The following is a 23,379-nucleotide window of genomic DNA, read 5'->3' as shown; positions in this document are numbered from 1 at the left end:
GTAGGAGATAGGGAGAAAAACCTTGAGAACTAAAGAACAAGGCTAGTTATGCAACCAGCCTTGTTTTAACAATAGCATGCGACACGTTCCTCGAGCTGACGCTGCGCGCGGACAGGTGCTTATTGTTCAGGGACTTTGATTTCGCCGCTAATAATTTTCGCTTTGTATTCATCGACTTTTGCCAAAATTTCAGGCTTAACGTTTTTCTTGGAAGTTTCAGGCAAGCCTACGCCGTTGTCTTTCAGACCGAGAACTATGGTTTTGCCGCCTTGGAACTTGTTGTCGATGACATCTTTGGACACGCGCTCAACCGCTTGATCAACGCGTTTCAACATGGAAGTGAGGGTGACGTCGTCGCCAAACTCCAGGGATTGGTCTTTGTCGACACCGATTACCCATACTTTTTTGCCGGCTTTGAAACGGTCCTTCGCTTCGTTGAATACGCCGTTGCCCGTCGAACCTGCTGCGTGGAAAATGATGTCCGCGCCATCGTTATAGATGGTTGCGGCTGCCGCTTTGCCAAGGTCAGGCTTGTCAAAAGCGCCTGTGTAGTTGATTTGGATTGTGGCTTTAGGGTTAACTGCCGCAACTCCCGCTTTGAAGCCCGCTTCAAAACGTTGGATAACCGGAATTTTCACACCGCCGACGAAGCCGATTTTGTTCGTTGTCGTTGTAAGACCTGCAACTACGCCTACCAGATAAGCGCCTTCTTGCTCGGAGAATGTAACCGACTCTACGTTCGGAGCTTCTACGACGTTGTCGATAATGGCCAGTTTTGCATCAGGGTTCTGGGTCGCTACCGTTTTCAGCGCATCGCCCATCAGGAAGCCGATTCCCCAAGTCAGGTTGTATTTATCTTTGACGAATTGGTTCAAGTTCGGGATGTAATCGGAGTCGCTTTTGCTCTCCAGATTTTTCACATTGGCGCCGGTGTCTTTTTTCAGCTTTTGCAAGCCTTCCCAAGCGCTTTGGTTAAACGACTTGTCGTTCACGCCGCCAATGTCGGTAACCATTCCGATCTTCATGTCTTTGGCCGCGCCGCCCGGAGTTGCCGCCGCCGTAGCTGCCGCACTAGGAGCCGGAGAAGCCGATGCGCCGCCTGTTTTATCCTCTTTCTTTGCGCATCCGGACAGCACTACCGCTGTCACTGTAACAGCCATTAATGCAGTTGAAAACACTTTTTTCATCGTATTACCCCCAACTAATAAATTTGACTACTTCTTTAGACTGCTTCACGAAAGGCCAACTTGTAGTGTCACCATGAAGGAATGAAAATATGTAACGCATTCATGTGTCAATTGTACCATCAATTCCAAGGGCGGAAAAGTAGTTTCCCCGTTATTGCGGCACAATTCGTCATGTCATACAAGGTAACATAATCATGTTTGTGACTGGCTACAAATAGGTGTAGAGCCCCAATTCCCGATTATACTACCTGTGGTTGATAAAATCCATATCATTTCCGTTAACTTATTTTGTCTTTCATTAATTGAATGAATTCCTCAGGATGCAGAGGGCTGCTGAAAAGCTTGCCTTGAGCTTCCGTGCATTGCATACTTTGCAAATGTTCGAGCTGCTCCTCGGTTTCCACTCCCTTGGCGATCAGATTAAGACGCAGACGCTGCGCCATCATGGCGATCGCTTCCGCCAGCAGCTGATTTTCGCCGTCTTCGGGAAGGTCGCGGACGATCGTGCTATCGAGCTTGACGCTGTCCATCGGCACCCGGTCGGCGCCGCTTCTGGTGAACAGGCCGGTGCACAAATCGTCCATGGCGATTCGAAATCCGAAAGCTTTCAATAACTTCAGCTTCTCGCCGGTCTCCTCCACGCCGGAAGAAGATATGTCTTCCGCCAAATCGAGCTCGATCATGCCGGGCTCAAGGCCCGTTTCCTTGATGGCGTCGGCCACCAGATCGATGAAGCCTCGGTCCCTGAACTGTGAAGCGGTTACAGCGACGGTCAGCCGCAAAGGAGGATATCCCGCGTCCAGCCAGCTTTTCGCCTGTTTGCACGCTGTTCGCAGCGTCCACTCGCCGATGGCGGTCATCAGGCCGGTTTCCTCGGCGACGCGCACCCACTCGCTGCCCGGGATTTCCCCCTGCCCCGGACAGTGCCAGCGGATTACCGCCTCCATTCCGATCAGACGTTTGCCGGAAAGCTCATATTGCGGCTGATAGTACAGCTCCAGTTCGCCATTGTCCAAGGCGGCGCGAAGCGCCCGCTCCATGCGCTCCGGGCCTGCCGGCTCGGCATTTATTTCTGCGTCATAGAAACGGAGGTAATTTTCCCCATGCTTCTTGGCCGCATACATCGCTTCGTCCGCATGCTTCATTAACTGCCGCGGCGTCTCCCCGTCATACGGGTACAGCGCAATCCCCATGCTTGCCGAAACCGCAAAAGGGCTTCCCTCAAGCACAAAAGGCTCCTCAAGCGCCGCCTGAATACGGGACGCTGCGAGGCGGACATCCTCCTGCTTCATAATATGAGGCAGCAAAATCGTAAACTCGTCCCCGCCCTGACGGTATACGGTATCTTCTTCCCCCAGGCTGCTTGTCAGCCTTTGGCCGGCCTGCCGGATGAGCATGTCGCCATAAGCGTGCCCGAGCGTGTCGTTTACATGCTTGAAACGGTCCAGATCCAAAAAAACAACGGCAACCAGTGTATTGTGGCGCTTGGCATGCAGCAGTGACCGCTCCAGACGGTCTTCGAACAGCCTCCGGTTCGGCAAACCCGTCAAGGAATCGTGATGCGCGATGTATTCCATTTCCATGCTCCTGCTCTTATAATGCTCCCGCGACGCAGCCAACTGCCGGATCCCGTAGACGAAAAACATGCACAGGACCGTATGAGTCAACAAACTTGCGAACAATTCGGACGCAAGAAACACGAATGAAAGCAGCAGCCATGCGCACGCCGCCGCCGCCAATAAAACAATAGAAGCCTTTCGCTTGACGAGAAAAGCGGAGCAAGCAAAGCCCGCAAACAATATCCCGGCCAGCCAGCCCATTGCATGGAACGATGCCGAGACAAGCAGATTCGCCGTCAGCAGACTGACGCCAAGCAGGCACAAATATTCCCACGCAAAGTTAATTGCATGCCGCTCCCGTTTGGATGATGTACCGCCGTTCACGCTTATAACCTCCTCCCCCCAAACCTGTATAAAGAAGAAAAGGCTATTCCATCACATGGAATAGCCGCAGGTAGTACCTGTTAGGTATAATTCAACCCTTCGGCAGCCCAGCTGTCCTAGTTGAATGCAACCTTAGACCTGCGGCTTTGCGTCCTTGCCTTTCGGCAAGTTTGCCTTTTTTCGAAAAATATTCGAGTTTTCTGGGACTTATTTACTATACCATATTTAACCAAAATTAGCTAATAGAATCTTCCGGTTCTGCTGTAAATCGGAAATTTTCAAATGAGCAGATTGAACAGCTTCGGATCCTTGTTAATCTCGATGTAGCCGTAATCTTTGCGCGAGAGGCGCTCGATAAGCCCGTGGTAGTCGTCCTTGTTTTTCAACTCGATGCCGACCAGCGCCGGCGCGTCGTCTCTATTGTTTTTCTTCGTATATTCAAATCTGGTAATATCGTCGGAAGGCCCGAGAACTTCCTCCAAAAACTCGCGCAAAGCACCGGCGCGCTGCGGGAAGTTCAAAATAAAGTAGTGCTTAAGCCCCTCGTAGATCAACGAGCGTTCCTTGATTTCCTGCATCCGGTCAATGTCGTTGTTGCCGCCGCTGATGACGCAGACTACGTTTTTGCCGCGGATTTGTTCCTTGTATGCGTCAAGCGCCGCAACCGGAAGCGCCCCGGCAGGCTCGATCACGATCGCATTGCTGTTGTAAAGCTCCAGAATCGTCGTACACTCCTTGCCGGCTGGCACGATAACGATATCCTCGACATTCTCCTTGCAAATCTCGTAATTCAATTGCCCTACCTGCTTCACGGCCGCCCCGTCGACGAATTTGTCGATCGTTGCCAACGTGATGACTTGTCCCAGCTTAAGCGCCTCAGACATGCTTGCGGCGCCCTCCGGCTCTACGCCGATAATGCGCGTCTGCGGAGCTACGCTTTGCACATAAGTGGAAATTCCCGAGACAAGTCCGCCGCCGCCGATCGTGGCAAAAATAAAATCCGGCGTCTCAGGCATCTGGTTCATAATCTCAAGACCGACCGTGCCTTGTCCGGCAATCGTGCGCGCGTCGTCGAACGGATGAATAAACGCCTTGTTCTCCCGGGCGCAGTACTCCCTGGCCTGAGCGGAGGAATCGTCAAAGGTATCTCCTGTAAGGATGACCTCGACAAAAGCTCCGCCGAACAGCTTGACCTGCGAAATCTTTTGCCGGGGCGTCGTCGTCGGCATGAAGATTTTCCCTTCGATGCCCAAGTGCTTGCAGGAAAAAGCGACTCCCTGCGCGTGATTGCCGGCGCTGGCGCAGACGACTCCCGCCGCCCGCTCCTCGGGAGACAAGCTTTGAATGACATTATAAGCTCCGCGAATTTTGAACGATCTCACGATCTGCAAATCTTCGCGTTTCAAGTATACGTTGCACTCATACAAGTTTGATAAAAGCTCGTTGCGCTGCAGGGGCGAGGGCTCGATCACTTTGCTGAGCACATGATTCGCCTTGATGATGTCTTCCAGACCTACTCTTCCATTTACAGCCATGCTCTTCTGCTCCTTTTGCCGTGTTCGCACAAGATTAAGTTTTAAAGCCTATTGTAACATATCTTGCAGGGCTGGGAAGCACACGAGGAATAATTTTACACGGCGGGTTTCGGAAAGCGGGAACCGTTTCCCGCAAAAAAAACAAGCACACCGGCGATGCGGCATGCTTGTTCCATAAGGATTTAGTATACGTAACGGGATCGCTGGTCCTGAAGATCGGCGCGCTTTTGCAGGTAGCGGGAGAACGCTACGGCAGCCTGTGCTTTTGTCACTTCCTGCCCGGGCTCAAAGCTGCCGTTATTCAGCGACATGATATCCAGACCGACGACAATCGCAGCTTCTCCGATATTTTTCAGCTTGGCCGCATCCGCAAAGTTTTTGTTGAAAACATTCTCGTATTTCGTCAAGCTTTTGTAACCAAGCGCCTTAACGATGAGCTGGGCCATGTCTTCGCGGGTGATTTTGGCTTCCGGATTAAAATCCTCGCCAGGAACCAGCAATCCGCGGTCGACCGCATTTTCGACATAGGCGAAATATTTGGACGTGCTTTGCACATCCGCGAAGGAAGCTGCGCGTGCCGCAGGGTAATAAATGCCGCTGTTGCCTCCGTTCATCGCAATGACCAGCATTTTGATCAATTCCCCGCGAGTGATGGCTTGATCCGGGTTCACCTTGCCGTCTTTGACGTCAAGCGCTTGATAGTCCAGCATCAATTGCAGCTCGTTCTTCGCCCAATGATTCTCGATATCGTCCACTTTCACGCGTTCCAGCGAAATGACTTCGCCGTTGGAGGCATTGACCCACTGCCCCGTCTGGGCGTTCAGGAAGAACTGTTCGCGCGTGAATTTCGGAATCAGGGAGTAGACCAGTTTAGCCTCGAGCTTTTTATTGTCTCCGCCCACAGGAGCGCTCGGAACGCTTTCTCCCGCTGCGATCATCAATCTGTATTTCTCGATGGGAATGCCCCCTGGAGCCCCGCTGTTCGCTACCACATAGTTCAGCTTGATCTCATACTGCGATAGCAGCGTTTCTTTCGCTTTGTCGAGGGCGATCACTTCGGGCTTCTGCTTCGGATACGGCAAATTGGTAATCGAATTGTAGTAATTCAAGATCGCGCCGCCAGTCCGGTCAATGCTCACATTCACACTCTCGTAATTGGCGCTCACGCCATCGATAACCCGTTTGAAATTGAACTCCCAGGTGCGCTGCTGTTTCAATTGTTCGGCAGGTATGTTCTTTTCTACAGGTGCGCTCATTACGAGCTGGTCCGTGTAAGCGGGCAAATTCTTTTTCACAAAATCGATGACAGACGCTTTGGCCGTATCCAGCGCCACCTTGCCGTCAACCGGCTTGGTCCCGTCATTTGGATAATTAATGTACTTGTTGAAGCTCATAATCTCGCCGGTTTTGCTGTTCACCGCAGCCCAGGCGCCGCTGCCGCCGATTTTACCCGTCGAATCGTTCTCCGCCGCCGGCCGGCTCCAGTTCAGGTTCCAGCTTGAGCTGCTCTCTCCCGTCTCAGGGGAAGTGACCTCGTTGTAGGAAGCGTCGCGCAGCTTGTAGTCATCGGGCAGCTTGAACGCATCGGTTACCTTTTTGACGGCTTCTTCCTTGGTCAGATTCAAATTGGAAGCCGGTTTACCGGACAGCGGTTGCTCTGTAAGCGGCTTGTTGTCACTTGCATAAAGAGACTGGGAAAAAGCGCCCTGGTTCCAAACTTCGCCGTTCACAGCGTTCAGGGCGAATGGAACTAATGTGTAGGCAATGAGCGGTTTTTTCTCGCCTTTTGCTTCATAAGGGATTTGATAGGCTAAGGTAACGTCGGCTTTGTCTTTGAAGGTCTGGGCGATTTTGTCCTCGCCGATCGGCGTCACATTCGTCTCGAATGTCACATCGTCATCCCAGTTGTAATTGTAGCCGGTTACCTGCCCGTCCCCGTTCACAGTGACATTGACGCCGTTCTCCATAAACGGAATGCCGTTAACCGCCCGGTCAAAACGGATGTTGTACTGATAATTTCCGTTCAGAGGGGTGCGGAAGGAATCCTCCTCCGTCTGGTTGTACAGCAGTTCCTTCTGCTTATCCGGATTTACCTTCCCGATCCATGCGGAAGCGATCGCTTTGGCTCCTTTGAAATCGACTTTCGGCGGGTAGCTCAATTTATGCTCGGGATCTTTGTCGTTGATCGAATATCCGACCATTTCTCCGCTAATACCGTTAATCGTAACATGCAGATCGCCTAAATACTGGTCTTTCACTTTCTTCACGAAACTTAAGTTCCAGTTCGGAATGCTGTGTCCGTTCATTACATAATAAGCGTTCAGGTTAGCCGACTGCAGCGTATACCCATCCGGAATTGCAACGTATTTCCTGGCAAGTTCAAGGGCTTGGTCTTTAGTAATTTTGGGCTCGAGCTGTGCGGTGTCGTCGCCTTTGATGGGCAATCTGATAGCTTGAGTCCCTACTGCGGCATCATTCGCCCATGCCTGCGGAGCCGCAGTGAGCAGAAGCGCTGATGCGATAGCGACGGTTCCTGCTTTTTTGACCAATTTCAATTGAATCTTCCTCCTCGTGCGCTTAATAGCGATAAACTTTTCCAGTTCTACACCCTAGACGCCGCCATCCGAAAAAAGGTTGCTGGCCAAACGCCATGAAAATAAGGAAAATTATCGACCTCCGGTTGGGTGAAGCCCAGCCACGGTACAACCAAATGCGTTGAAAAATGGTTTATTCTGCGAGATGTGTTTCGGTTGATTGAGCGGATGATTGCACATGTACGGGGAACGATTCTGCCTCCGAATCATGTAGCCACACTTAAAAAGATACAAGAGATACAAGTGGAGCAAATCTCGCTGCCGCTGGCAGGGTAAGTCCTCATTAATAGGCAACCGAAAAAAAGACCATTCACGAAACAAGGGATACGTCTATCCAAATTCGGGGACTGAAATTGAGTCGGTATGAGGAACGATTCCTCGTTGGAAGTGGGATCCCTTTCATTCCTATTTTCCAGAATCGTCCCCCCCCCTCTACTAGTGTTTCAAACTGATATAACGCTTTTTGAACAGCCTCTTATTAGGGCAAATTTCAACTCGTTTTTACAACCATTGACCCTCAAAAAAATTCTTCAAAAAGTCCGCTATATGTAGTCTTATAAAAAGAGGCTAGTAATTTAATATTAAACCAATAACAAAAAGAAACATTTGTTCCCATTTTTCGTATAAGAGGTTGTAAATTTATGATATATTTTACTTTATTAATTAGGAGAGTAAGAATGAAGGGGGTGGTGTGATTGTTAGAACAATATCGTCAGGTTTTACAACGCTTGGCATGGCGTATTCAATATCGTGCTCGTAAGCACATAAGTCGTGAGATTATATCAATAGATTCTTTTGAACATCTCCCTAATTATCGAAATGATGTATCAGAAAGATTAGACTATATTCAAATTGATGAATTAATTCAAAACATCGATTCAGAAAAGGGACGCTATATTATTAAAAGAATTTACATAGATGGATTGAAGGAAAAAGAAGTTGCTGATGAACTCCATATATCGCAACAGGCAGTAAGTAAGTGGAAAAAGAAAAGCTTAGAGTGTTTGAGGTATAAAGTAGAATTAGAAAATCAATAGGCAATTACTGGAGGAGCAGGAGGAACAGTGAATGCAGACAGAGCGAGATCAATTTATAACTGAGTTAATGAACCATCAGAAAGAAGACAATAAAGAAAAATTTATCGAAATGCTCTTATTTTACTTTGATGAAGAGATCCGAAATATGTCTAGATATATAAAAATGCCTAGTGAAGATGCCATACAATCTATTAAAACAGATTTTATTGAATATATTATAAAAAATTGGTAGGAGGAAAGTTTATGGACGTTCAGATTTTATCTTTAATTTCCCAGTATGGTTTTCCTATGGTGGTGGCAATGTTTTCTTTAATGAGGTTAGAAAAAACCATACAATCTAACACTAAAGTTATGCAAGCAATTGCCGTTAAAATGGGGGTATCTGTTGAGGTAGATAAATCAACTAAATAGACCTCCATAGCTATCAGCGAAGCCACTGGGTGCATACGAAGAACCTGTTATCTAAAACCATGATATTATTCGGGCCGTGCCAATTCAGCAGCCGTCAAACCGGGTCTGTGGCACAAACTCCTGCTTCCTCGCCAGCGCCCGGTCGCCCGGCTTGCGATAAGACGAATACCACCGGCACTCCTGGAAGCACATCACGACAACCGAACGAATCCGCGGCAGCTCTATTAGGCCCATAACCAGCGTAGCTGTCTCCATGAGCAAAGTGGATGTAATTTAATTTCCATGTTTTAGCTTGGGAAGCTCCGGTATCGTTAGTATCGGAACTTAACTTCCATTCTGATTTTCTTCTGACGCTGGATTTAAGTGAGTTAAAGGCAATAGCATAAGAGGATCGCTTCAGGCGGTCCTCTCTGTTTTATTTCATTTATTGAGGTCGTTCATTTCTCTACATGGAGACGTACACAATATGGTAAATTTTGTACTAGTCACCATGATATATTTGATTACATAAGCTCTCTTTAACTGTTCCCAACAAGCAGGAACTGAATCAAGGTTGTAAAAAGCGAATTATAATCTCCTTATATAGTGAGAAGGATGATTTATATCATTTGGAAGGTTGGGAATGGCCTTTAATATGATACATTCCTATCATCCATAAATCTCAACTATAATTTGGAGGATGATATTATTATGGCAAATATTGTAGAAGTTCGAGTTACAGCATTTATTCCTGATGTTGAGTGGATTGAGTTCTTACGCACAACTGCCGTTCGAATCCTATATAACGGTAATAATCGTAGTTTTACTTACTGGACCGAGAATAATCCCCATGCATTTAAGTTGGCATCTCACGTAGTGGCTAACTTTACGAATAAATCGGTTCAGCATTATGCTGGTGTGGGCCCTACTATAGAAAGAACGGTAGATATTAACACTGGGGAAGTTATTCGCAGCGACATTAAAGGTCAAGCATCTAGCGATGGAGTTAAAATGATTTCGTATCTTTTTGATCCCTTGCATGGAGATTGGGTCGATGTTAAACTGAGCGCAGACGTAGCTATTCCAACGTTTAATCCATCGCCTGCAATCAATTGGGATTATACCATCAGAATTTATAAAAATGGCAATGTTTCCGTTCAAGGATCACATGACGGATATCCAGCACATGAAATCTGGAAACGAGTAGATTCTTCGCCATTTCCGGTATCAATTCACCAATACCACCCAAGCTCTAAAGGATACACAGTTCACACCGGCTTATTCCCCGCTGCAAGCCAAACAGTTAATGCTCAAGGTTAAAAAAGAAAGATCAAATCCCTTTTGGGGGATTTGATCTTTCTTTTTTAACCTAAATACCTATTATTCAAGTACTTTTCGATTACTGTGGTACAAATGGAAAATAATATGGCTGCTCCTACAAAAAATGAATAAAGTAAAATCGCAAAATCTGAAAACAAGAATTCTCCCTTACTTAAATAGCCAAAACCACCAAACATAAAAGGAACTATTATCGCGGTAAATATACTAAAAATCACCAATACAATTGTTTTAAATATAAAATTTACAATTCCAAAGTGGGATTTAGTAACACGGAAAAATAAATTGACGACAAAATAAATCGGAATAGAAAAAAAAATAAAAAATATAGTTATCCAAGGATATAGTAGATCTATTTCACTTTTTTCAGGTATGGCGAGTAGATGTTGAGCTATTTTGTAAAAAAGAACTCCTGATAAGTAGCTGACAGCAACTACTACTGCATAATTCAAGAATCGAATCTTCATTACTTAATACTCCTTTTTCAATTTATTAATTATCCTGCTGGCACTATCCAACATTTTCTCAAAAAAACGGGGCGAAACAACTATGAATCGTTTGTTTGTTCGATTGATTGAACTAGTAAAATAATCAACAATAATTCCAACAAAATACTATAGTACTATTTTATCACATTTAAGTGGATATTAAAAATTATACCAGGGGCACGCCAAATGAGAAAACCGCTGTATTTTCCGGGTACCATTTCTGCATCAAATCCAGCAGTAGCCTTTGCCATGCCTTTCGTAAATATTCGTACGAGATGTATTCCACACCTCTCCACTCTTTATTCTTGTCTAATGTACCTTCTGTGACTAGTGCATGAATATGCGGGTTAAACTTTAAATCCCGTCCGAATGTATGAATGACGGTGATGACTCCTACCTCGTATTCCTTACTCTTATTCATTCGCCGATAATAATACTGGAACACAAATGGTCCATGAATATTTGTTTCAGTACGTTTGTCTCCATATTTCAAGCATACCAATTTTTGTTTAGATAGGGTACCCCTTACGCTTTTACGCTGTAAAGAACTTAAACATTCTTATGTGGTAAAAAAAACGGAAGCGTAACTCCGACCGCATCCAGACTTTCTCAAAACTCCGAAGCACACGGTTTGTTCCCGAAATGACGCTGTAATTTTGAACACACATTTTTTCATCTTTTAAAATTTTGTAAGTAGATTAAAATTTGTAACAAACTATAGATTATATGTTATAATGACATCGTAAGTATTCTAACATATAGAAGGGAAGTTTTGATTCATGGCAACTGTACTTTATATCACTGCACATCCTCTCGATTCTCAAGCGTCTTTCAGCCTTGCTGTAGGAAAAGAATTTATTGAAGCATACCGCGAAGCAAATCCAACGGATGAAGTTATTCATCTGGACTTGTATAAAGAAAATATCCCGCTAATTGACGCCGAGGTTTTCAGCGGTTGGGGAAAACTTCAGTCAGGTTCTTCTTTCGATCAACTGTCCGGTGCGGAACAATCAAAAGTAGCTCGTCTTGGGGCACTCGTTGATCAATTCGTAGCTGCCGACAAATACGTTTATGTTTCTCCAATGTGGAACTTCTCGTTCCCTCCGGTTTTGAAAGCATACATCGACGCTACTTCAGTTGCGGGTAAAACTTTCAAATACACCGAAAATGGTCCCGTCGGCCTGCTGTCCGGCAAGAAAGCCCTGCATATTCAAGCTAGCGGCGGCGTATATTCGGAAGGTCCTGCGGCTCCATTAGAATCGGGATACAGTTATTTGAAGAAAGTTATGCAGTTCTATGGGGTTCAATCGCTCGAGGGGATTTTTGTCGAGGGAACGTCATCGGCAGAGAAAGCTCCGGCTATTAAAGAAAAAGCAATCGCAGATGCCAAAGAGGCAGCAAAACGCTTCTAAACGACTCCCGGCTTCCTTAGCGGAAAGACCCCTGCTACAAGCAGCGGGTCTTTTTTTGCCGCAAAAAAAGATCAAGGGCTCTCAAGCCCTTGATCTCATTCAGGATTTTGCATCTGCTGTCCCCAGAATCCGCATTAGTTCCTGCAATTCTCCCTGCGTCAAATTTCTCCACTTGCCTGTCTTCAGATTGCCGAGATGCATGTGCATAATCCTTACGCGCTGCAAACGCACGACCCTGTACCCGAACACTTCGCACATGCGGCGAATTTGCCGGTTCAGCCCTTGCGTCAGGATAATGCGGAACACTCTTTCGCCCACCCGGTGAACCTCGCAGGGCTTCGTAGTCGTGCCCAGAATTTTGACACCGCCGGCCATCCCCTGCAAAAACATCGGTGTGACGGATTTATTGACCGTTACGATGTACTCTTTATCGTGATTATTTTCCGCACGCAAAATTTGGTTGACGATATCGCCGTTATTGGTCAGCAGGATCAATCCTTCCGAATCTTTGTCCAGCCTTCCGATGGGGAAAATTCTTTCGGAGTGCCCGACAAAATCAACGATATTGCCCTTCACATGCGTTTCCGTCGTGCTCGTAATGCCAACCGGCTTGTTCAGCGCGATGTAGACATGCTCCTTCTTGGCTCCGATCGGCCTGCCGTCGATCCGCACTTCGTCGCCCGGTCCGACGACGCTGCCAAGCCCGGCCACCTCGCCGTTGATGGTGACCCGCTTCGCTTCGATCCACTTGTCCGCCTCCCGTCTGGAGCAGACGCCGGTTTCGCTGATGAATTTATTGATCCTCATAGGCGGGAAATCCCCTTGCTAGTAAAATGTTGCCGCAGCAATCGTACAGAACTATTATGCGGGATTCGTCCGCGCGGTTCAAGTAGGCTCCGCACTCCCGGCTCGCGCGCCCCGCACGGAACATGTACAATAGATGGAATACTAGGAAAGCGGTGAATGACGATGCACATATTCATTTTGGGCGGGACGGGGCGCGTAGGCGGCGAGGTGCTCCGGCTTGCATTAGATGACGGGCACAGCGCAACCGCGCTCGTGCGTGATCCCCGGAAGCTCGGGCGGCTGCCGGATCGCCTTGCTGCGCTTCAAGGAGACGCCTGCCGCGAAGCAGACGTCCTGGCAGCCATGCGAGGCGCGGACGCCGTCGTCAGCTGCCTGAGCACAGACGGAGGCGCTGCGCTGACCTCAAGCATGCCGCTTGTCATCCGCGCGATGCGGGCTCACGGCATCGGCCGGATCGTCACCGTCGGAACGGCCGGCATTTTGCAAAGCCGGGAACATCCCGGCCTGCTTCGCTACGAGGCGCCGGAATCGCGGCGCTCTTCCGTCCGGGCCGCCGAAGAGCACCGCAAGGCGTGGGAGCTTTTGGCGTCGTCCGGCCTGTCTTGGACGGTCGTGTGCCCGACTTATTTGCCCGACGGCGAACGGATTGGGCGGTATCGGGTGGAAAAAGATGTTTTGCCCGAAGGCGGCACATCGATATCCGTCGGAGATACGGCCGAGTTTACGTATAAGCAGGTGTTGAGCGGCGAATTCGCCGGCTGCCGCGTGGGCATTGCTTATTGACAAAAAACTCCTTTAATCGCTGTTTCGAGCGATCGGAGGAGTTTTTTTTGCAATGTGCAGCTTACCGTACGGCCCACGTAACCGTCAAGTGCCCGCGCCAAAGCCGGAATGGTGACTTTGCCGAGGACGGCAGCACATCAACGCGTCAAAACCGATGCGTCTAAGAACGATACGGCTGCGTTCGGCACGAAAAATGGGCGCCAAAATCAGCGTTTGCCCGTTCTCCAACCTCCAGGCTGCGTGAGAGCCTGTTAAGCGAGACCCCTTGGCAACGAAGAGAAAACCTGCAAAAGCCTGGCCCTATCACCGGACCGTTCCACCCCACAATGTCTAGCTGCGCACAAAAAACCTGCAAAAATACATCTTTTTGCTAGTAGATACGCTGACAGCGCAGAATTCCTGCAATTGTGCAGGCTTTTCATCGAACCCAAGGGCTTAGGGGCATTTTCATCGAAAATTCCTGCACAATTGCAGGCTTTTCGCCAAAATAAGCCACATTAACAAAAAAAGCCTGCACTTTCGCAGGTTTTTCGAGTGGCCAAGCCACTTCGCGAATGGCTGCGGCTGTCCCCACCGACTGCCGCCATACAGCGCAACACCGCGCGCTGGGAGCTGCGCGCGGCGTCGTGACTTTCACGGGCACTCCGGGGAATGATTGGAGGCCAGTCGTGCCGGTCAGTACCTTCTGCCACCGCCGCCGGTTATTGCGCGAATATTGATCCAGGAGATTACGATGCCGACGATGCGGAACAAGTAACCTACGACAGGTATAAAGCTGAGGAAAGACAGCACGACGTTGGCAATCGCCGTGTTCGTCGTGCCGTTGCCCGCTAGCCAGGCAAGAACCAGACTGACGAATACCAGCGGGATGACCCACGTATAGGACCACAAATACATAAAAGGAATGAGCCCGATCAAATACCCCCCCGCAATGCCGATTTCCGAAATCAGTTGAATCAGGTTCAAAAGGCGAAGCGTATCAGAACGCATCTTCGTTCCTCCGTTCCCCAATGGGATGGTATGCCCTTCCATTGTAGCATACTCCCAACCGGCCGTCTTTAAACGGACGGCCGGTGGGTGGGTGGGTGGGTGGCCGCCGCCCGGAGCATCGGCGGCCGGCTATACGCCGCTCTCCGCTTGCTCAGCGGCGGCGGCGGTTTCCAGATGTCCCTGCTGCAGCTGGTACATCTGGTAATAACGGCCGAGCTGGCGCATCAGCTCGTCATGGCTGCCCTGCTCGACGATCTCGCCATGGTCGAGCACAAGAATCAGGTCGGCGTTCTTGATCGTCGACAGCCGGTGCGCAATGATGAAGGTGGTCCGCCCCTTCTTCAACACATCGAGCGCGGCCTGAATGACGGCCTCGGTCTCCGTATCGATGCTGGCGGTCGCCTCATCGAGAATCAGAATCGCCGGGTCGAACGCCAGCGCCCGGGCGAAGCTGATCAGCTGCCGCTGGCCGGCCGACAGCGTGCTGCCTTTCTCGATCACCGGCTCGTCGATGCCGCCCGGCAGAGCCGCAAACATCTCCGCGGCGCCTACATCGCGCAGCGCCTGCTCGACCCGTTCCCGGCTGATGGCCGGATCGTCCAGGCTGATGTTGGACGCAATCGTGCCGGTGAACAGGAACGGGTCCTGAAGCACGATGCCCATGTGCTGGCGCAGCAGCTGTTTGGGCATCTCGCGCACATCGCGGCCGTCAACCGTAATACGGCCCTCTTTCACATCGTAGAAGCGGAACAGCAGGTTCAGGATCGAGCTTTTGCCTGAGCCGGTATGCCCGACCAATGCGACGGTCTGGCCCTGCTTCGCCTCAAAGGAAATATCCTTGAGGACGTACTCGCCCTCTTTGTAAGCAAAGCGCACATGCTCGAACTTGACGTTGCCGAGGTACCGATCGGCCTTGCCGTCAACGACGTCGACGCCCTGCTCGTCGAGCAGTTCAAAGACGCGGTCGGCGGATACGACGGCTTTTTCCAGATTGGGCAGCTGGTTGACAATACCTACCATCGGATGGAACATCCGGTTCAAATAATCAACGAACGCGTACAGCACGCCGATCGAGATGAGCGTGTTCATGCCACCGCCGCCGATAAGCCAGATCAAACCGAAAAAGAACAAGTTGCGGATCACGTTCATCAAATTATGGGAAGTGTAAGAGTTCAGGCTGAGCATTTTATTTTGATAATCCGTATACTCGTCATTCAGTTGTTCGAATTCGCGCTGCGTCTCCTTTTGCCTGCGGAACGCCTGGATGATCGGCATGCCTTGAATCGCTTCGTTGATCATACCGTTAATGCTGCTGAGCCGCTCGCGGATTTCCTGATTGTAACGGGTCGCGAACTTGCGGTACACGACAATCCATACATACAGCATCGGAATGACCGGCAGTGTAAACAGCGCAAGCCGGTAGTCCAGCACGAACAGGGCGGAAATAATGCCCACGATATAAATCGTGCCGGTAAAAAAGTTCGCCAGCACCTGAACGTACAAGTCGCGCACCGCCTCGGTGTCGTTCGTGATTCTGGAAACGATTTTGCCTGCGGGCTGGTTGTCGAAATATTGGATCGGCAGCCGCTGGATTTGCGCGAACACGTCCGCGCGCATGCGCTGGATAATGCGGTTGGCCGCCGATTGCAGCAAAAACTTCTCCCCGTACGTAAACACCGCACCCAGCAGGATAAGGCCAAAATACAGCCCTGCGAGCTGCATAAGGCGCTGCATTTCGGGCGCGTAGAAGGCGTACAGCTCCTGCAAGCTCAGCTTTTGGGCCGCATAGTCGGCCACCTGGCTGCCCTGCGTCACTACGAGGCGGCCGTTCTCCAGCTTGCGCGCCCCGTCAAAAAGCAGCGGCTGCTCAATAAGCGCGAACTGGCTGCCCGCCTGCAGAATGCGAATCTCTTTCCCGCGCGCTTCCCCCTCGGAGAAGTTGTCGCTTCTTTTGTACCAAGTTCCTTTGTACGGAACGGCCTTGTCGGTTTGTATGGCCGACTCCGTTTCATACCACGGCTTCTCGATGCCGAGAATGTGGCGGTCGATCATCTGTTTGGCGATAAAAGGACCCGCCAGTTCCGCCGATACGGCCGCCGCCAAAAGCAGCAGCGCAAGAAGCAGCGGTTTTTTGAACAGTGCGGCATATTGAAATAGTCTCTTGCCCGTATGTCTCATATGGGGCCTCACCTTCTTTTCACTCAGGATATGTTATCTCTTGATCCGATTATTACCCGATTTGCGCTTCCAACTGCTGGCGGTCGTACTGTTCCTTGTACCAGCCGTCCAGCGCGAGAAGCTGCTCGTGCGTTCCCTCTTCGACGATATATCCTTCATCCAACACTACAATCCAGTCGGCGTGCTGCACGGCGGAGAGACGGTGGGTTGTGATCAGCGTCGTTTTGCCTGCGCGCTCGCTGCGCATGCCGCTTATGATTTCCGCCTCGGTTTTGGCGTCGACGGCCGACAATGCGTCATCGAGCATTAAAATCTCGGGATCGACGAAAAGCGCTCTGGCAATCGATACACGCTGCTTCTGCCCGCCGGACAGAGCGACGCCTTTTTCCCCGACGAGGGTGTTCAGTCCTTCCGGGAGAAATTGCACGTCCTTGCGGAACGCAGCCAGCTCCAGCGCCTTGTTCAATTCCTCCTCGGTTCCTTGACCGCGGCCGAACATGATGTTCTCTTTTACCGTTTTGGAAAAAAGAATCGGTTCCTGCGGCACATAGCCAATCCAGCCATGGAGCGTTTCAATGGTCAATTGCTCGATCGGCGTATCCGAAATGGAAATGCCCCCCTGGCCCAGCGGGTATTCTCTGAGCAGCTGTTTCAGCAGCGTCGTTTTGCCGCTTCCCGTCCGTCCAACGATGCCGAGCGTCTGCCCCCGCTGGAGTCGCAGCGAAATGTTGACCAGGTTATCGATCGATGAGGAAGGATAGCGGAATGTCACTTGATCGAAAACGATCGAGTACGGCACCAGCATCGTCGTCGCGGCAGGCGTATTGTTGACGTCCGGCTTGTAGCCGAGCGTCTCGTTCACGCGGTCCAGCGAAGCGTTCCCCCGCTGCATAATGTTCATCAGTTCGCCGATGGCAAACATCGGCCAAATCAGCATGCCAAGAAACGTATTGAAGGATACCAGTTCCCCTAGCGTCAACTCGCTATGAAACACCATATAAGCGCCGTAGCACAAACCGATGAGGTAGCTGATCCCCACGAGGATTTTCACAGTCGGCTCAAAGAGCGCGTCGATGCGGGCTACGGCGATGTTTTTGCGGTAGACGTCGTCTGTCATCTTTTTGAAGCTTTCCTGACTTGCCGTCTCCTGCACGAAAGCGCGGATTACCCGCACGCCGGCAATCGTCTCCAGCACACGGTCGTTCATCTGGCCGAAGGCATCCTGGGCGCTCATGAACCGGCTATGAATGCGGCTGCCGTAAATCGTGATGCAAACAGCCATAATCGGCAGCGGCACAATCGCCGCCAAAGTCAGCTTCCAACTAATAAAAAAGCCCATCATGAACAAAATCGTAGTCATAAACAAAGTGGAATCGACAAAGGTTAAAATGCCGAACCCGGCTGTCGCGGACACTGCCTGGAGGTCGTTCGTCGCCCTCGCCATCAGATCGCCCGTGCGGTTGCGCTCGTAAAAGGTGGGCGTCATCCTCAGCAAATGCCTCATCAGCCGGTTGCGGAGAATGCGCTCCAGCACAAACGCCCCGCCGAACAACTGATACAGCCATACGTAGGACATCCCATAGCCGAGCACAATCAGCGTCCCCCAAAAGAGCAGCAGCTTGATCAGCTCCATGCCGGTCAACGTGCCCATGTGAATCCCGTCAATGGCGTAGCCGATCAGCTTGGGCGGAATCACATCGATAATGCCGACAATGATAAGCAGACCCACGGCCAGCGTGTACCGCTTCCATTGCATGCGGAAAAACCAGCTTAATTTCTTTAATACGATAAACATCTATCACTTCGCTCCTTTCGATTACTTCATCTGTTCTGGTCCTGCCGTCTCCAACAACGCAAATTGGGCACACCGCGCGCAGCGATATGCCCTCCAAGAAATCAAAAAGCGCACGTTACGAACTTGCTTCGTAACCCGCGCTCGTGTAAACGTATGAACGGATGCGGCAGCAGCCTGCACATAAGCTCAATGCATGCGGACTGTTCGTCGGGTTACAGGATATGAAGTTGTATGGTTTGATCCGCTATGTGCAAGTTCGTCGTATAGATGATCCATAACCATTCCACTCATACTGAAACCCTCTCTTTCCAAAAGCTGTATGTTTTGCATTACAGAGGTGATTCTAACACCGTTTACTGGAACCTGTCAATTGGAGAATATGACTATAATTATTTGCTCCCCTTGTCCCTTAAATGTCACACATGTTTCACAAACATGCGGCATATGGATGCAATATAAGCAAGGAGGGGATCGGATGGTTGATCAGGTGTTTGCGCTCATGGGCTGGATTGTTGCATTTGCCGCGGTGACGGGGGGCGTTATCGCGGGCATCGCCCGATTTATACGCCGCGATTCGGTGGACTACGATACGGAGTTTTTATGGGAGGAACGGAATACGCGGGAGGAAATGGAGCTGAAAAAGCGCGAATAGCCTGCGGCGGTCTGTATGAAATAAGCCCGAAGGATTACAATCCTTTGGGCTATTTTTGTTTGCATCATCAATACTATCTATACTTATGCTTCATAGGAAATAGTTTATAATAGCCTCAGCTGCTTCTGTGGCGGCATCTTTTTCTCTTAAAGAGGCGCCTATACGGCGTGCCGCCTCAAGATAAGACGGGTCGCTAAGTACCCGTTGTGCCGCATCTCGAAGCTGATCCGCAGATAATCCATCTTTGTCCAGGAAGATACCTGCGCCTAGCTCGGCGACGCGTCGGGCAACCATCGGCTGATCGGCCCCCTGCGGCACGACAAGTAAGGGCACATCGTGGAGCAGCCCTTCGTTCGTGCTGTTCATACCGCCATGTGTAATGAACAGCCGCGCCATGGAGAGAACCGCCAGTTGGGGAACGTAAGGCCTGACAATGAAGTTACCAGGGATCTCACCCAAAGATTCAATCGGAGTATTCCGGCCGGCCGAGAGAATCACGGTATGTTCAGAGCAGCCAAACGCATCGAAGCAGAGTCTATAAAAATTGAAATCCTTGTTGAATGCTGTTCCAAGTGAAATGTAAATAACGGAGGAATCTTCCAATCCGGGGAAATGAACCTCGCCTTGCGGAAGCCGGGCGGAAACCGCGGGTCCGACGAAACGGAAGCGTTCATCAAAGGACTCTCCTTGGGGCTGAAACACTCTGGACGTATAAACGACATTTAACGGCTCCGGGTTGAAAAAGCCTTCATAAGGCGAAGTTATCTTATGGCCGAATTTTCGCTCAATCTCCGCACACAGCTGCTCAAACTCTGAAAGGGTCGTTTCGTCCGCTTCAGACAGAACACTCAGAAACATAGGTACCATTTCAAAAAATTTTTCCGTAAAGGCGAAAGTCGTACAGGAATTGACCGCAGACACTCCAAGCAGGCGAGCAATCGCCCCGCCGCCGCCGAACATTGAATCGTGTACGACGCCGTCGAAATGTTCCTCTTTTATTTGCTCCATCACTTGCGGGACCAAAAGCAGAGTCGCACTGAGCAGCCCATTGATCTTTGCCAGCATATGAGGACCATTGTGTATGAATTCTTTGTAAATTTGGAAAAAATCATAGGTACGGACCTCCGCCCCAGCAGCCTCCAACCGTTCCCTGAAGTGATCCGTTGTGTAATAAACGACCTCTTGGCCCCTCTGAACCAATTCCTTTACCACACTGATGGTTGGGTTGACGTGCCCTTCACCACCGCCATTCATGAAAAGAATACGCCCCATTCCAAACACTCCTTTTTCACCATAAAATAACTATATTTCCATTTTATAAAAAATCTTGTCCCTTCTCTATCCGTCTGGAGACTTAAAACCAACATAGAAATCTACGAACTTACAGTTTCTCTATATTCTTGTTTAAGCCAGAAATTTGTATTTGTAAGCCGAATTTTGTAAGTCGAATATTGAGATTTCCCCTTGGAAATGACGAAAAAGGCGGAACCGGCGAATACGTTGTCGGAGGGGAGCTTGGTGCAGCCATTCGTGAAGCGGCATGGACGCTGCGACCGACAAAAAGCTGCACTTTCTTTTTGCAGGTTTTCTCCACGCTTGCTCCACGGCAGTGCAAAAAGCCTGCAACAGAAAGTGCAGGCCTTTTCGTAAAAGTAGCATGTGCTGCCCCCGGGGTGACAGTCTGACTTTCGCAGCAGGTTTTGCGGGCATTCCAGCCACTTCACACACAGCCCCACCGTCTTTTGGAAGGTACAAGTTTCGGGCGGCGCAGGCTCGGCGAAAATCGTGATAAGCAACATTAGAGCAAAAGGACTGTCCTGGAGGCCGTTATCCTCCCGACAGTCCTTGTTCTGTTTATTGCTGCTTGCCAGAGTGTCCTGTGGGTTTTCGCCGGCTTGATTTTTGCCCGCGCTGGCCCCACCTCCGAACTTGGCCGCCTTGCTGATGCCCGCCCCGCCGGGTCTAGGCGCTATTCGGCCGCCAAGGTGCCCGTATAGCCTACGAGCAGAACGGCCGCAAGCGCAGCCGGCCGCTAGATCAGCCCCAGCAGCAGGATGACGGAAATGGCGGAAATGATCAATCTGACCACGGGGAGTTTGAACGAGACGCGCATCTGCGGATTCAAAATGTGCATGATGCGGACGTTCATCGAAGTCTCTGCGAACGAAGCGTGCGAGATGGCCATTTGCGGAGCCTGCCCCTGCTTCAGCAATTTGAGGAGTGCACTGCCCAAGTGGCCGGGGTGCTCCATTTTCGAAATCGCGTGCTTGTCAGCCCTGAGCTCGATAATAATTTTATATTTATCGGCTACCCATTTGAATATCGGGATATACCACAGTGAGACAGAGCTTACGGCCAGGGCGAAAATCGCCAGCGGGTCTCTCTGCCGGAGGTGGTATTTCTCGTGTTCGATCACGGCATGAAGCTCGCCCGGGTCCAGCATGTCCAACAGGCCCGTCGACAAAATGATGCGCGGCTTCCACAACCCCATCGTCAGCGCTACGGGAGCCGGATGCGAGATCACGCTCAATTGCCCGGCGCCGAGCTGGTATTCGCTGCCGTACCGGGACGTAAGCGCCGGGTTCACGCGGCCTGACAGCTGTTTCGCCGATTTTGCGGAGATCCATGCATGATTGGCGAGCATCCACAAGAAAGCCGAGAACGAGTATACAATCAGGACGTTGACCGAATTAAAGGCGATGTGCGCCGGGACGTGCAAAACTTCAAACATGACCACGCAAAGGTCAAACAGATTGAAAGACGGTTTGAATCCGATCAGGCGCCCCAGAGCATAGCATGTCATCTGGCATAAAATAAAGCCCGCGGCCAACAAGGTCGTGAACAACATGAATCTGGGACGAGACCCGCTCATGCATCATCTCTCCTTTTTCAATTCTTTTATTTTTTGCTCGAGTTGATCCAGCAGCTGCGGGTCCGCTTTGTCGAGCGCATCGACCATATGGGTTACCGCCAGGGTGCCGAATTCTTCGATCAGATCAAAAGCAAGCTCCTTGGACTGCGCCTCCATGAACGCTTCCCGCGACAGGACCGGGCTGTACGCAAAAGACCGCACCTGCAGCTCCTTCCGGAGAATGCCTTTGTCCACGAGGCGGTTCATGACCGTCATGACCGTGTTGAAGCTGAGCGCCTTCTCCTGATCCAGCTTCCGGTGGACGTCCTTGATCGTCATCGTCTCTTTGGAGCTGTCCCAAAGAATCTCCATAATCCGTGCTTCCAACGGGCCGAAAAACCTGCTCAATCCGCTGCCTTGATATTTAAAATTGTGCATTTTCATGGTTTAAACACCCCTTACACTACAAATTGTAGTAACTGCACCAAGTGAAGTCAAGACGTTTTTACCCGGGAAAGGGTGGCATTTTGACAAATGGGCAAAAAAATTTTATAATAACTTATATATAGTAAGTTAATAATTATTTTAAAGATAAAAAGAGAGGCGGCGTCTTTATGAACATTCAAGTGTATGCGCCATCGCAGCAGGGCTCCGGGGCGTTTGACGGAGGGAGATTCATCGAGCAGCGGCCGGTGAATTTTCCCGGCGAGGGCGGGGCCGTCGATCGGGTAGGTCCGCTGTTTTACTGGGCCTGGGGCCGCGCAGTAGAAGATGCGGAGATCGACATGCATCCTCACAAAGCTTTTGAGATTATGACGTACGTCATTAACGGCATCGTCGAGCATCGGGATTCGCTCGGCACGCGGCAGACGGTCACAGCCGGCGGCGTTCAAGTGATGCAGGCCGGCTCCGGCATTTATCACGGCGAGGCGTTTCGCGGCGGCAATGCCGAAGGGCTGCAAATCTGGTTCGAGCCGCATTTGAGCCAAACGGTGAAACAGTCGCCATCGTATCATCAATACGACGACGCGCAGTTTCCGAGCGTCGAGCAGGACGGCGTCACCGTGAAAACCGTCGTCGGTCCGGGAGCGCCCGTCCGTCTTGAGACGGACGTGAAGGTCTTCGACATCGCGCTGGCGGACGGAGCCGCCTACGCGTACAAGCTGGAGGAAGGCCGGCGCCTCGCCTTCCTCGTCATCCGCGGAGCCGGATCGGGCTCCGCCGGGGATAGCCCGTCCCCCGCATTCGCGCGGGGGGACTTCGCTGTCGCGCAGCCTGCTGCCGGAGGCGGGCTGCTGGAGCTGAAAGGCGGCGCGGACGGCCTGCGGGTCGTCGCCATTGATGTGCCGGAACAGCCGGGATACCCGCTGTACCGCAAATAAGGCCGGCCTGGCGGCAC

The 23,379-nt window shown here is 50.6% G+C and carries 22 protein-coding genes and 1 riboswitch; of the genes, 8 read left to right on the top strand and 14 right to left on the bottom strand.

Annotation, left to right across the window (positions count from 1 at the left end):
- Positions 1-119: 119 nt before the first annotated feature.
- From AC0LWT_RS30405 to AC0LWT_RS30390, 4 genes are all read right to left on the bottom strand, one after another.
- Complete coding sequence (locus tag AC0LWT_RS30405; protein WP_474685033.1) at positions 120-1,187, bottom strand: BMP family lipoprotein; 1,068 nt, start codon at positions 1,185-1,187, stop codon at positions 120-122.
- A gap of 278 nt (positions 1,188-1,465) precedes the next feature.
- Positions 1,466-3,130: a putative bifunctional diguanylate cyclase/phosphodiesterase gene (locus tag AC0LWT_RS30400; protein WP_474685032.1), complete on the bottom strand. Its 1,665-nt coding sequence runs from the start codon at positions 3,128-3,130 to the stop codon at positions 1,466-1,468.
- Between the two features lie 98 nt (positions 3,131-3,228).
- Positions 3,229-3,315, bottom strand: a riboswitch (cyclic di-GMP riboswitch).
- Positions 3,316-3,408: 93 nt separating this feature from the next.
- Positions 3,409-4,665, bottom strand: coding sequence for a threonine ammonia-lyase IlvA (ilvA, locus tag AC0LWT_RS30395; protein WP_474685031.1), 1,257 nt, complete (start codon positions 4,663-4,665; stop codon positions 3,409-3,411).
- A 182-nt stretch (positions 4,666-4,847) separates the two neighbouring features.
- Entirely contained in the window at positions 4,848-7,220 is a 2,373-nt protein-coding gene (locus AC0LWT_RS30390; RefSeq protein WP_474685030.1) for an S-layer homology domain-containing protein, read from the bottom strand.
- Between the two features lie 734 nt (positions 7,221-7,954).
- Here AC0LWT_RS30390 and AC0LWT_RS30385 point away from each other — a divergent pair.
- Genes AC0LWT_RS30385 through AC0LWT_RS30375 form a run of 3 tightly spaced genes read left to right on the top strand, consistent with a single transcriptional unit; the run spans position 7,955 to position 8,707 of the window.
- Positions 7,955-8,296, top strand: coding sequence for a sigma factor-like helix-turn-helix DNA-binding protein (locus tag AC0LWT_RS30385; protein ID WP_474685029.1), 342 nt, complete (start codon positions 7,955-7,957; stop codon positions 8,294-8,296).
- A 31-nt stretch (positions 8,297-8,327) separates the two neighbouring features.
- Complete coding sequence (locus AC0LWT_RS30380) at positions 8,328-8,528, top strand: helix-turn-helix domain-containing protein (protein WP_474685028.1); 201 nt, start codon at positions 8,328-8,330, stop codon at positions 8,526-8,528.
- Positions 8,529-8,539: 11 nt separating this feature from the next.
- Complete coding sequence (locus tag AC0LWT_RS30375; RefSeq protein WP_474685027.1) at positions 8,540-8,707, top strand: YvrJ family protein; 168 nt, start codon at positions 8,540-8,542, stop codon at positions 8,705-8,707.
- An 84-nt stretch (positions 8,708-8,791) separates the two neighbouring features.
- Here the strand turns inward: AC0LWT_RS30375 and AC0LWT_RS30370 are convergent, their stop codons facing one another.
- Positions 8,792-8,941 carry a hypothetical protein gene (locus tag AC0LWT_RS30370; protein WP_474685026.1) on the bottom strand — a complete coding sequence of 50 codons (150 nt, stop codon included), beginning with the start codon at positions 8,939-8,941 and terminating at the stop codon, positions 8,792-8,794.
- 456 nt (positions 8,942-9,397) lie between these two features.
- Between AC0LWT_RS30370 and AC0LWT_RS30365 the strand changes: the two genes are divergently transcribed.
- On the top strand, positions 9,398-10,006 hold the full coding sequence (locus tag AC0LWT_RS30365) for a DUF3238 domain-containing protein (RefSeq protein WP_474685025.1): 609 nt from the start codon (positions 9,398-9,400) through the stop codon (positions 10,004-10,006).
- A 44-nt stretch (positions 10,007-10,050) separates the two neighbouring features.
- Here AC0LWT_RS30365 and AC0LWT_RS30360 read toward each other — a convergent pair whose 3' ends face one another.
- Both AC0LWT_RS30360 and AC0LWT_RS30355 read right to left on the bottom strand, forming a co-directional pair.
- Positions 10,051-10,491 carry a hypothetical protein gene (locus AC0LWT_RS30360; RefSeq protein ID WP_474685024.1) on the bottom strand — a complete coding sequence of 147 codons (441 nt, stop codon included), beginning with the start codon at positions 10,489-10,491 and terminating at the stop codon, positions 10,051-10,053.
- 187 nt (positions 10,492-10,678) lie between these two features.
- A complete protein-coding gene (locus AC0LWT_RS30355) occupies positions 10,679-10,933 on the bottom strand; it encodes a transposase (protein WP_474685080.1) in 255 nt (84 codons plus the stop codon).
- 358 nt (positions 10,934-11,291) lie between these two features.
- Here AC0LWT_RS30355 and AC0LWT_RS30350 point away from each other — a divergent pair, with 358 nt between their 5' ends.
- Positions 11,292-11,924 (top strand): FMN-dependent NADH-azoreductase, encoded by a 633-nt coding sequence (locus tag AC0LWT_RS30350; protein ID WP_474685023.1) that lies wholly within the window; start codon positions 11,292-11,294, stop codon positions 11,922-11,924.
- Between the two features lie 99 nt (positions 11,925-12,023).
- On the opposite strand, the gene rluF is transcribed toward AC0LWT_RS30350, so the two are convergent.
- On the bottom strand, positions 12,024-12,731 hold the full coding sequence (rluF, locus tag AC0LWT_RS30345; protein ID WP_474685022.1) for a 23S rRNA pseudouridine(2604) synthase RluF: 708 nt from the start codon (positions 12,729-12,731) through the stop codon (positions 12,024-12,026).
- 162 nt (positions 12,732-12,893) lie between these two features.
- Here rluF and AC0LWT_RS30340 point away from each other — a divergent pair, with 162 nt between their 5' ends.
- Positions 12,894-13,514: an NAD(P)-dependent oxidoreductase gene (locus AC0LWT_RS30340; protein WP_474685079.1), complete on the top strand. Its 621-nt coding sequence runs from the start codon at positions 12,894-12,896 to the stop codon at positions 13,512-13,514.
- 675 nt (positions 13,515-14,189) lie between these two features.
- On the opposite strand, the gene AC0LWT_RS30335 is transcribed toward AC0LWT_RS30340, so the two are convergent.
- The 3 genes from AC0LWT_RS30335 to AC0LWT_RS30325 form a co-directional block, all read right to left on the bottom strand.
- Positions 14,190-14,504 (bottom strand): hypothetical protein, encoded by a 315-nt coding sequence (locus AC0LWT_RS30335; protein ID WP_474685021.1) that lies wholly within the window; start codon positions 14,502-14,504, stop codon positions 14,190-14,192.
- 129 nt (positions 14,505-14,633) lie between these two features.
- Positions 14,634-16,682 carry an ABC transporter ATP-binding protein gene (locus AC0LWT_RS30330; protein ID WP_474685020.1) on the bottom strand — a complete coding sequence of 683 codons (2,049 nt, stop codon included), beginning with the start codon at positions 16,680-16,682 and terminating at the stop codon, positions 14,634-14,636.
- Between the two features lie 52 nt (positions 16,683-16,734).
- Positions 16,735-18,477 (bottom strand): ABC transporter ATP-binding protein, encoded by a 1,743-nt coding sequence (locus tag AC0LWT_RS30325; RefSeq protein WP_474685019.1) that lies wholly within the window; start codon positions 18,475-18,477, stop codon positions 16,735-16,737.
- Positions 18,478-18,952: 475 nt separating this feature from the next.
- Between AC0LWT_RS30325 and AC0LWT_RS30320 the strand changes: the two genes are divergently transcribed.
- Positions 18,953-19,129 (top strand): hypothetical protein, encoded by a 177-nt coding sequence (locus AC0LWT_RS30320; RefSeq protein ID WP_474685018.1) that lies wholly within the window; start codon positions 18,953-18,955, stop codon positions 19,127-19,129.
- 90 nt (positions 19,130-19,219) lie between these two features.
- Here AC0LWT_RS30320 and AC0LWT_RS30315 read toward each other — a convergent pair whose 3' ends face one another.
- The 3 genes from AC0LWT_RS30315 to AC0LWT_RS30305 all read right to left on the bottom strand — a co-directional run bounded on the left by AC0LWT_RS30315 (position 19,220) and on the right by AC0LWT_RS30305 (position 22,424).
- Complete coding sequence (locus tag AC0LWT_RS30315) at positions 19,220-20,401, bottom strand: macrolide family glycosyltransferase (protein ID WP_474685017.1); 1,182 nt, start codon at positions 20,399-20,401, stop codon at positions 19,220-19,222.
- Between the two features lie 760 nt (positions 20,402-21,161).
- Positions 21,162-22,001: a M56 family metallopeptidase gene (locus tag AC0LWT_RS30310; RefSeq protein ID WP_474685016.1), complete on the bottom strand. Its 840-nt coding sequence runs from the start codon at positions 21,999-22,001 to the stop codon at positions 21,162-21,164.
- Positions 22,002-22,004: 3 nt separating this feature from the next.
- On the bottom strand, positions 22,005-22,424 hold the full coding sequence (locus tag AC0LWT_RS30305; protein WP_474685015.1) for a BlaI/MecI/CopY family transcriptional regulator: 420 nt from the start codon (positions 22,422-22,424) through the stop codon (positions 22,005-22,007).
- Between the two features lie 170 nt (positions 22,425-22,594).
- Here AC0LWT_RS30305 and AC0LWT_RS30300 point away from each other — a divergent pair, with 170 nt between their 5' ends.
- Positions 22,595-23,362 carry a pirin family protein gene (locus AC0LWT_RS30300; RefSeq protein WP_474685014.1) on the top strand — a complete coding sequence of 256 codons (768 nt, stop codon included), beginning with the start codon at positions 22,595-22,597 and terminating at the stop codon, positions 23,360-23,362.
- The last annotated feature ends 17 nt before the right edge of the window (positions 23,363-23,379 follow it).

The organism is Paenibacillus sp. sgz302164 (assembly GCF_056120505.1).
Note: the sequence above shows the minus strand (reverse complement) of the source record. Positions and strands in the feature narration are given on the sequence as shown.